10 protein-coding genes and 1 tRNA gene are annotated in these 7,926 nt (G+C 62.6%); 5 read left to right on the top strand and 6 right to left on the bottom strand.

Features of this window, described 5'->3' with window-relative positions; translation table 11 throughout:
- From ACOOGG_RS00625 to purB, 3 genes are all read left to right on the top strand, one after another.
- The coding region (locus tag ACOOGG_RS00625) for a zinc-binding dehydrogenase (protein WP_420431221.1) at positions 1–457 on the top strand (457 nt) is incomplete at its 5' end.
- Between the two features lie 5 nt (positions 458–462).
- A complete protein-coding gene (locus ACOOGG_RS00620; RefSeq protein ID WP_420431225.1) occupies positions 463–1,365 on the top strand; it encodes an NAD(P)-dependent oxidoreductase in 903 nt (300 codons plus the stop codon).
- A gap of 86 nt (positions 1,366–1,451) precedes the next feature.
- On the top strand, positions 1,452–2,900 hold the full coding sequence (purB, locus tag ACOOGG_RS00615) for an adenylosuccinate lyase (RefSeq protein WP_420431219.1): 1,449 nt from the start codon (positions 1,452–1,454) through the stop codon (positions 2,898–2,900).
- Between the two features lie 492 nt (positions 2,901–3,392).
- On the opposite strand, the gene dcd is transcribed toward purB, so the two are convergent.
- The 3 genes from dcd to ACOOGG_RS00600 form a co-directional block, all read right to left on the bottom strand.
- Positions 3,393–3,956: a dCTP deaminase gene (dcd, locus tag ACOOGG_RS00610; protein WP_420431217.1), complete on the bottom strand. Its 564-nt coding sequence runs from the start codon at positions 3,954–3,956 to the stop codon at positions 3,393–3,395.
- 109 nt (positions 3,957–4,065) lie between these two features.
- Positions 4,066–4,136 (bottom strand) — tRNA-Gly (locus tag ACOOGG_RS00605).
- A gap of 78 nt (positions 4,137–4,214) precedes the next feature.
- Positions 4,215–4,430: a hypothetical protein gene (locus tag ACOOGG_RS00600; protein ID WP_420431215.1), complete on the bottom strand. Its 216-nt coding sequence runs from the start codon at positions 4,428–4,430 to the stop codon at positions 4,215–4,217.
- Positions 4,431–4,497: 67 nt separating this feature from the next.
- On the opposite strand from ACOOGG_RS00600, the gene ACOOGG_RS00595 reads away from it, so the two are divergent.
- Entirely contained in the window at positions 4,498–5,406 is a 909-nt protein-coding gene (locus ACOOGG_RS00595) for a cation diffusion facilitator family transporter (protein ID WP_420431213.1), read from the top strand.
- Entirely contained in the window at positions 5,403–6,248 is an 846-nt protein-coding gene (locus ACOOGG_RS00590) for a homoserine kinase (protein WP_420431210.1), read from the top strand. The genes ACOOGG_RS00595 and ACOOGG_RS00590 overlap by 4 nt, the downstream gene beginning before the upstream one ends.
- Before the next feature lie 12 nt (positions 6,249–6,260).
- Here the strand turns inward: ACOOGG_RS00590 and ACOOGG_RS00585 are convergent, their stop codons facing one another.
- From ACOOGG_RS00585 to ACOOGG_RS00575, 3 genes are all read right to left on the bottom strand, one after another.
- Positions 6,261–6,353 (bottom strand): AURKAIP1/COX24 domain-containing protein, encoded by a 93-nt coding sequence (locus ACOOGG_RS00585; RefSeq protein WP_420431208.1) that lies wholly within the window; start codon positions 6,351–6,353, stop codon positions 6,261–6,263.
- Between the two features lie 144 nt (positions 6,354–6,497).
- Positions 6,498–7,340: a PAC2 family protein gene (locus tag ACOOGG_RS00580; protein ID WP_420431223.1), complete on the bottom strand. Its 843-nt coding sequence runs from the start codon at positions 7,338–7,340 to the stop codon at positions 6,498–6,500.
- Positions 7,341–7,420: 80 nt separating this feature from the next.
- The coding region (locus tag ACOOGG_RS00575; RefSeq protein ID WP_420431206.1) for an AMP-binding enzyme at positions 7,421–7,926 on the bottom strand (506 nt) is incomplete at its 5' end.

The raw sequence follows: 7,926 nt of genomic DNA, 5'->3' as shown, positions 1-7,926 counted from the left end.
CGAGGTCTACGTCACCTCCCGCAGTGACACCAAGATCGAACGGGCCGTCTCGATGGGCGCCGCGGGGGGGTTCCGCTCGGACACTGCCTTTTCGAAGGCACTGAAGGAGGCGGCCGGGAGGCAGGCCGACGTGGTGTTTGAGAACGTCGGTCCGGCCACCTGGAACCAGTCGATGCGATCCCTCAAACCTGGCGGCCGGGTGGTGACCTGCGGTTCCACTAGCGGCCCCAAAGTGGAGGTCAGCGTGCCTCCTCTCTTCTTCCGCCACCTTGAGATCATCGGCTCCACCATGTACGACCACGAGGACTTCGCCCGCGTGACGGGGTGGGTGGCCGCCGGGGAACTGCCGGTACTCACCGATAGCGTCTACCCGTTCGAGCACCTGCCGGAAGCGTTGGCTCGGATGGGAGCGGGAGATCATCACGGAAAGCTGGTCATTGAAGGGAGCAAAGCGTGACCGACATGCCCTCGATCGGTTGGGTAGGAACGGGTGTCATGGGGGTTTCGATGTGCGGGCATGTGCTCGACGCTGGCTACCCGGTCACCGTTACCACCCGCAGCAGAGCCAAGGCCGACGGCCTCATCGCTCGGGGCGCGGTGTGGGCCGAAACTCCCGCCGAAGTGGCGGCCAGATCGGACATATCCTGCGCCATCGTCGGCTTCCCCCACGACGTCCGCGAGGTGTTCCTCGGCGAACACGGTCTCCTCTCGGGGGCTTCGCCCGGATCGGTCCTTATAGACATGACCACCTCCGAACCCGCCCTGGCCATCGAGATAGCCGAAAAATGCGCCCGGCGAGACGTGTCCGCTATCGACGCGCCGGTGAGTGGAGGCGACATCGGTGCCCGCAACGGGATGCTATCGATCATGGTCGGCGGCGATGAGGACGTGGTGGAGCGGGTCCGGCCGGTGTTCGACACCATGGGCAAGACGATCGTTCGTCAAGGCGGACCCGGTGCCGGACAACACACCAAGGCGGTGAACCAGATCCTGATCGCCACTGGCATGATCGGCCTGTCCGAGGCGTTGCTCTACGGACAACGGGCCGGACTTGACCTGCCTACCGTCATGGAATCGGTGAGCGGCGGGGCAGCCGGATCGTGGTCACTTTCCAACTACGGTCCCAGAATCCTGGCGGGGGACTTCGAGCCGGGCTTCTTTGTCGACCACTTCGTCAAGGACATGGACATTGCCCGACGGGAGGCCGCGGGTATGAAGCTCCCGGTCCCCGGTCTGGCCCTCGCCCATGAACTCTACGTCTCCCTACAAGCCTTGGGACTGGGAAGGAAGGGAACCCAGTCTCTAATCCTGGCCCTAGCCCATCTCGCCGATCTCGAATGGGAACCACCGGCCCGAGCCCACTGAGCAGCGCTCGGACCGACGAGGCGGACTGGTCAAGGCCACGCTCACACGGAGTCCCGGAACCCGCCCGGTCGTATAGCATCCAACCCATGATGGACCGCATAGCACCCGACGATCTACCCAGCGAGGCTATCCCTAACGTTCTCGCCTCCCGGTACGCTTCCGCGGCCATCCGATCGGTATGGTCTCCGGTGGGTCGGGTCATCATCGAGCGAGAGCTTTGGACTGCGGTCCTGGAAGCCCAGGCCGAGCTGGAGATTCCGACTCCCGCGTCGGCGGTCCGCGACTATCGGGCGGTTGTCAGGAAGGTGGATCTGGACTCGATCAGGGCCCGGGAGCGCATCACCCGCCACGATGTCAAGGCTCGCATCGACGAGTTCTGCTCTCTGGCCGGGCACGAGGTGATCCACCGTGGTCTGACCTCCAGAGATGTCACGGAGAACGTGGAGCAGATGCTGATCCGGCAATCCCTCCAGATCCTCGCCGACAAGACCGTGGCGGTGCTGGGGCGGATGGCGGCGCGTGCCTTGGAGCACCGTGACACTGTCATCGTCAGCCGCACCCACAACGTCCCCGCCCAGCCCACCGCACTCGGCAAGAGGTTCGCTGACGCTGCTGCAGAGACCCTCCTCGCCTTCCGACGACTGGAGTACCTGATAGACAAGTGCCCACTTCGGGGGCTTAAGGGGGCGGTCGGCAACCAGCAGGACCTGCTAGATCTCTTTGATGGCGACGCCGACAAGGTGGAATACCTAGAGCGGAGTGTGGCCGAGCGGCTCGGATTCCGCGAAACGTTGTCGGCGGTGGGGCAGGTTTACCCCAGATCCCTCGATCTTGAGGTGGTGGCCGCTCTAGTCCAACTGTCGGCGGGACCCTCCAGCCTGGCCACCACCCTACGTCTGATGGCCGGACACGACTTGGTGACGGAAGGGTTCGCCCGCGGACAGGTCGGATCCTCCGCCATGCCCCACAAGCGGAACATGCGAACCTGTGAACGCATCGGCGGCTTCTCCGTGTTGCTGAACGGCTACCTGGGTATGGCTGGCGCTCTGGCGGGAGGCCGCTGGAACGAAGGGGATGTCAGCGACTCGGTGGTGCGCCGGGTGATGATCCCCGATTCCATATTCGCCTGCGACGGCCTGTTGGAAGCCATGCTCCACGTCCTCGACGGCTTCACCGCCTTCCCCGGCACCATCCAAGCCGAACTCGAAGCGGAGTTGCCGTTCTTCTCATCCACCCGACTGCTCACCGCGGGGGTCCAAGCGGGGATGGGACGCGAAGAGGCCCACGAAGTAATACGGCACCACACCCTGGCGGCGGCCGACGCCCGGCACCGGGGAAACGGATACGACCTCTGGGAGGCCCTCGGTGCTGACCGCTCGTTTCCTCTCGATGGCCACGAAATCCGCCAAGTCGTGATGTCAGGAGTCCCGACCGGCCGAGCTGCGGACCAGATAGATCAGGTCGCTGCCGAGGTGTCCGAGGTTGTGGCGGAACACCCCGACACCGCCGCCTACCAACCGGAGACCCTCCTCTAAGAGCCCCGAAGCCCGATAACCCGGACACATGCAGCGGCCCCACGCGGCTTTCCGGCATCGCTGGGTCCCACCCCCGCCTCACACCACCAGGTTCGGAGCGTGATCGGCCATGCCCGGCTTCAATCGCTTTCCGGACCTCAGCTTCTGTTCGGACATTTCTGGCTGACTCCCGGGGCAAAAAGGATCAACAGCTCAGCACAACACCCGGCCGCCTTACCCTGCCTGAGGGAACAACGACTGGGAGGTCCAGCATCGATGAGTGGCCGCGTGCTGTTTGTGGACGATTCGGGTAAACCTGCAGCTCGGGACAGCACACGGGCGGTAGTTATCGGGGGTTTCTCGGTAGAGGTAGCCAACGTTCCGGTACTCAGTCGTAGGATCGTCGGTGCCAAGGGTCGTTTCTTCCCCGGGTGCTTAGCAACGGATACTGTATTAACAAGCCTGCGACAAGGACAAAACCCTTGTTGGGTCGCCGCTCTCTAGGGGGACGGTCTACGGAAAGTCCTCGTGGATCTTGGATGCGGTGGGTCCCCTCTGACCTTGGTACTTCGAGCCTGCCCCGGCCGATCCGTAAGGATGCTCCGCCGGACTGGAGAGGTAGTAGAAGCTGACCTGGCCGATCAGCATCCGTGGGTATATGGCGATAGGAAGATTGGCTACATTGGCCAGCTCCAGGGTGAGGTAGCCGTCAAACCCGGGATCAACGAACCCGGCTGTTGAGTGAATCAGAAGACCGATACGGCCCAGGCTTGACTTGCCTTCCAACCGGGCCACGATATCGTCCGCCAACCGGATCCGCTCGTAGGTGGCACCGAGGACGAACTCGCCGGGATGCAAAATGAAGCGCCCATCCTCTGCCACCTCCCGTTCCTTGGTCAGGTGCGGTTGGGGCGACTTGGGATCGATGTACGGATAGAGGTGGTTCTCGAAGACTCGGAACGTCCGATCCACCCGTAGATCCACCGACGAAGGCTGGACGTTGGCTAGGTCGAACGGATCGATCTCGATCCGTCGCTCCGCGATAGCCGCTTTGATGTCGTAGTCGGATAAGATCATCGCTCGCTCCGATTAGCTCGGCGATGGGACGAACCCGCTGTCAAGGGAAGGGAAGGACACGTTACCGGCTTGCCGGGCCGATTGCTACCCCGAGGTGACAGGGGGCCAGAGCGGGTGAGGGGAATCGAACCCCCGTTCTCAGCTTGGGAAGCTGATGTTCTACCACTGAACTACACCCGCAAGGCGAGCCCGAATCCTAACCGCAGACACCGCCCCTTCCGCAGATCCTGTTCCACTGGTCCCAGCCGAGCGCCACCGCTAGCTGATCAGACCGGCCAGACCCCATATGCTGATGATTGCCCCCACCGCTAACAGGAACCGGGCCCTACCGGGGTGGTATGAGCCCTCAACCCGGTCGGGGGTCTCGCCTCGATGATGCTTCCACATGGCCAAGCCGTTGCCCGCCACCATAGCCAACCCGAGGGCCATCATCAGCTGCGCGAGTAACGAGTCCAATCCAAATAAGTCGGCCATGGCAACCGTACCGTAGTCGGACCGCTAACTACCGCGAACCAAGAATGTCCCGTACACTGGATAAGAGATGGCTTCACAGGGTTCGCGCACCGCAGTGATCGCCGCGTTGCTGGCGAACACCGCCATAGCAGTGGCAAAGTTCGTCGCCACCGCGATCACGGGGTCAGCGGCGATGCTGGCCGAAGCAATCCACTCGGTAGCCGATGCCGGAAACCAGGCCATCCTCCTGTGGGGCATGTCGGCCTCCAAACGGCCCGGAGGGGCAACCTACCCGTTCGGCCGAGGCAAGGAGGTGTACTTCTGGAGCTTCATTGTGGCCGTGATGTTGTTCATCGGGGGTGCGGTCTTCTCCGTTCAGCACGGCGTGAGCGCCCTCCAGCATCCCCATGAGGTGCAGAACACGGGAATCTCCGTAGCGGTCCTGGTGGGTGCCCTGGCGTTCGAGGGAAGCTCCTGGTTTGTCGCGGTACGGGAATTCAACCGGGCCCGAGGGTCCCGTGCCCTTTGGCGCACCCTCCGCGAGACCAAGGACGCCCCCCTCCTGGTGATCCTCTTCGAAGACAGTGCGGCCATGGCAGGCCTGCTTCTGGCACTGGCCGGGATCGTTACCACCTACTACACCCAGGATCCGATGTGGGATGCTCTGGCATCCATCCTTATCGGGATCCTCTTGGCCGGGGTGGCGTTTTTCCTGGCCTTTGAGATAAAAGGCCTCCTCATCGGCGAAGCGGCTGGGCGCCGGGACCGGGCCAACATCAGATCCAGGGTGCTGGCTCATCCCAACGTGACCGCGGTGAACCGGCTCCTCACCATGGCGATGAGCCCCGATGAGATGCTGGTGAACCTCGACATAGTGATCTTGAGAGGTCTTTCCGGCGACCAGGTCCATCAAACCGTGGGGGAGGTTGAGCAAGCCATCCGAACGGCCTTTCCATCAGCGGCGAACATCTTCATCGAGACCGACGTAGCGTCGTGAGCACCGCTTCGGCACCCGCATCCTCAGCCAACCTGGGACCCGGTTTCGACACTATGGCCCTAGCGTTGGACCTACGCTGTCAGGTCACCGCCACACCCGACGACCGTTGGTCCGTACATCATCTCGGCCCCGAGGCCTACGTAGGAGACGAAAAACAGGACGCCGTTCTGCGGGCGGCAAAGGCGGTGTGTACTACACCGCTCCGGCTGCAGGTAGCGAACAACATACCTGTCTGCCGCGGCCTCGGGTCAAGTGCAGCCGCCTATACCGCCGGGGCCCTAGCGGCGCTGCGAGCCCAAGGCGGAAACCCCACCCATGATCAGTTGTTCCGGCGCGTCAAACACCTCGAAGGCCACCCCGACAACGCCGCAGCCGCGGTATATGGCGGCTTGGTATCGGTAGCTCAAGGATGGGTAGTGCACCATCACCTCTCGGCTCGTCTGGTCCCGCTGGCGGCAATCCCCGGGTTCGAGCTCCGCACTAAAGACGCCCGTACCGTCGTCCCCGACCGGGTACCTCTGGGGGTAGCGGTTAGAACAATGGGCCGGATTACCGCCCTTATCGACGGAATGAGGACCGGATCGCCCGCGGTTCTGGCCAACGCTCTCGGGGACGAAATCCACGAGGTCCCTCGAATAGCCAATTACCCGATACTGGGACGGCTGATCAACTCGGCCATGCAGTCAGGCGCAGCGTATGCATGCCTGTCGGGAGCAGGACCGACGGTCCTGGCATTGGCCTCGGACGACCGGGCCAGCGCCGTAATGGAAGCTCTTGAAGACGCCCTTGGATCAGATGGGAGGGTGACTACCCTGGCACCGGACACGGTCGGCGCCGACTAGAAATGGGCTCGCCTACCGCTTCTTCTTGTGGCGGTTAGCCTTGATGCGCTTGCGATACTTATGCTTGCTCATCTTCTTGCGACGCTTCTTGATTAGTGAACCCAAATCACATCCTCAGTCGTGAACTGAACGGAATACTAGCCGAAGTCGGCCATCTTCTTCCTTCCGGCGGGATCGTTGAGCACAGGACAACACCAACCCGGTTCTGGTCCCATTGATGGTCGAACCCCGGTGCGTAGCCCGGCACCGTCAACCTGGGTTGCGGAGAAAGCGCTCGATCTCCTCGACGAGGCGGCTGCTTCGGCTGAGCGAGATCGCCCGGTGCTGGCTTTCTTCCTCCAATCCCCGAACATAGCCCACCAACTCGCTCGACTCAGCGATGGCGGCCTGCACTTTGTCTTCGTAATCGGTGACTTCCGCGTCAAGGTCGGTGACGTCAAATCTGAACCCGATTACATCGCCCAAAGCGTATAGGAGAGCACGAGTGCCGGTGGGGCTGGGATTGGCCGCTAGGTAGTGGGGAATACCAGCCCAGAGCCCGGCGGCGTCGATGCCTTCATCGGCGAGGACGTTGGTGATCGCGCCGGTGATGCCCGTCGGTCCTTCATAGGTCGATGCGTGGAGCCCGAACCGGACCGCGAAGTCGGGGTCGGTTGAACTGCCGAATACCGGGGTAGGCAAGGTATGTGGTATCTCGCCTATGAAGGCACCCAAAGATACCGCCCTGCCTACGTCAAGTCGACGGAAAATCTCCACAATGTCGAGGCAAAATCGTCGCCAACGCAAGTGGGGCTCCTCCCCCATAACTAGGACTAGGTCGCTGGTGTGGGTGGGCAAGGGAACCGCGAAGACCCCGACTGTCGGCCAGTGAATGCTCCGCTCCCCACCCTCCAACATCACCAGGGGGCGTGATTCGTGGTAGTTGAGGTAATCCTCGAGATCGAGTCGAGCTATGAGGGTGGAGGTGTGCTTATCCATGAGGTAGTGGAGCACCCGGGAGGCAGCATCGGAGGCATCGTTCCAACCCTCGAACGCCAACACGGCGGCCGGTTCACGGAGGGGAATCTCTTCAAGCCATTCGACGTTCAACATCACCTTTGAAATCGTAGCCTAGGTTGCCAACAAAGGACAGAGGCGGGTAGCCGGGTCGAACACGGACGGGGATTGTGCTCTTAGCTCGGTTCCCCAGAGGCGATCAGCTTCCGGTTGAGCTTACCGGTGGTCGTCTTGGGAAGGCTCTCAACGTACTCAACTACGCGGGGGTACTTGTAGGCCGCTAGCTGGCTCTTTACCTGCGTCTGAAGCTCCGCAGTCAACTCGTCGGTGCCGGTGCATCCCTCGGCGAGTACCACCACCGCTTTAACAACCTGGCCTCGCACCGGATCCGGTGCTGGCACGACCGCAACCTCCGCGACCTGCGGATGGCGCACCAGAGACTCCTCCACCTCAGCCGGCCCGATCCGGTACCCAGCGCTGGAGATCATGTCATCGTCACGCCCCAAGAAACGTATGTAGCCCGAGGCGTCGACGGTCCCCTGATCGCCGGTCATGATCCAACCGTTGCGCAACCGCCCGGCGGTAGCCTCCGGATTGCCCCAATACTCGATCATCTGGGTGGGGTCACCGGGCCTGACCGCAATCTCCCCGACCATTCCCGGCCCGATGGGATCACCGTGGT

This window comes from Candidatus Poriferisocius sp. (assembly GCF_965214065.1).
Lineage (GTDB): Bacteria > Actinomycetota > Acidimicrobiia > Acidimicrobiales > Bin134 > Poriferisocius.
The sequence above is the reverse complement of the archived record's forward strand: the minus strand, read 5'-3'. Positions and strand labels throughout refer to the sequence as shown.

Excerpts from the sequence above, each read along its gene's own strand:
- ACOOGG_RS00620 (WP_420431225.1), top strand. The coding sequence starts at position 463 with ATGCCCTCGATCGGTTGGGTAGGAACGGGTGTCATGGGGGTTTCGATG.
- purB (WP_420431219.1), top strand. The coding sequence starts at position 1,452 with ATGATGGACCGCATAGCACCCGACGATCTACCCAGCGAGGCTATCCCT.
- dcd (WP_420431217.1), bottom strand. The coding sequence starts at position 3,956 with ATGATCTTATCCGACTACGACATCAAAGCGGCTATCGCGGAGCGACGG.
- ACOOGG_RS00600 (WP_420431215.1), bottom strand. The coding sequence starts at position 4,430 with ATGGCCGACTTATTTGGATTGGACTCGTTACTCGCGCAGCTGATGATG.
- ACOOGG_RS00595 (WP_420431213.1), top strand. The coding sequence starts at position 4,498 with ATGGCTTCACAGGGTTCGCGCACCGCAGTGATCGCCGCGTTGCTGGCG.
- ACOOGG_RS00580 (WP_420431223.1), bottom strand. The coding sequence starts at position 7,340 with ATGTTGAACGTCGAATGGCTTGAAGAGATTCCCCTCCGTGAACCGGCC.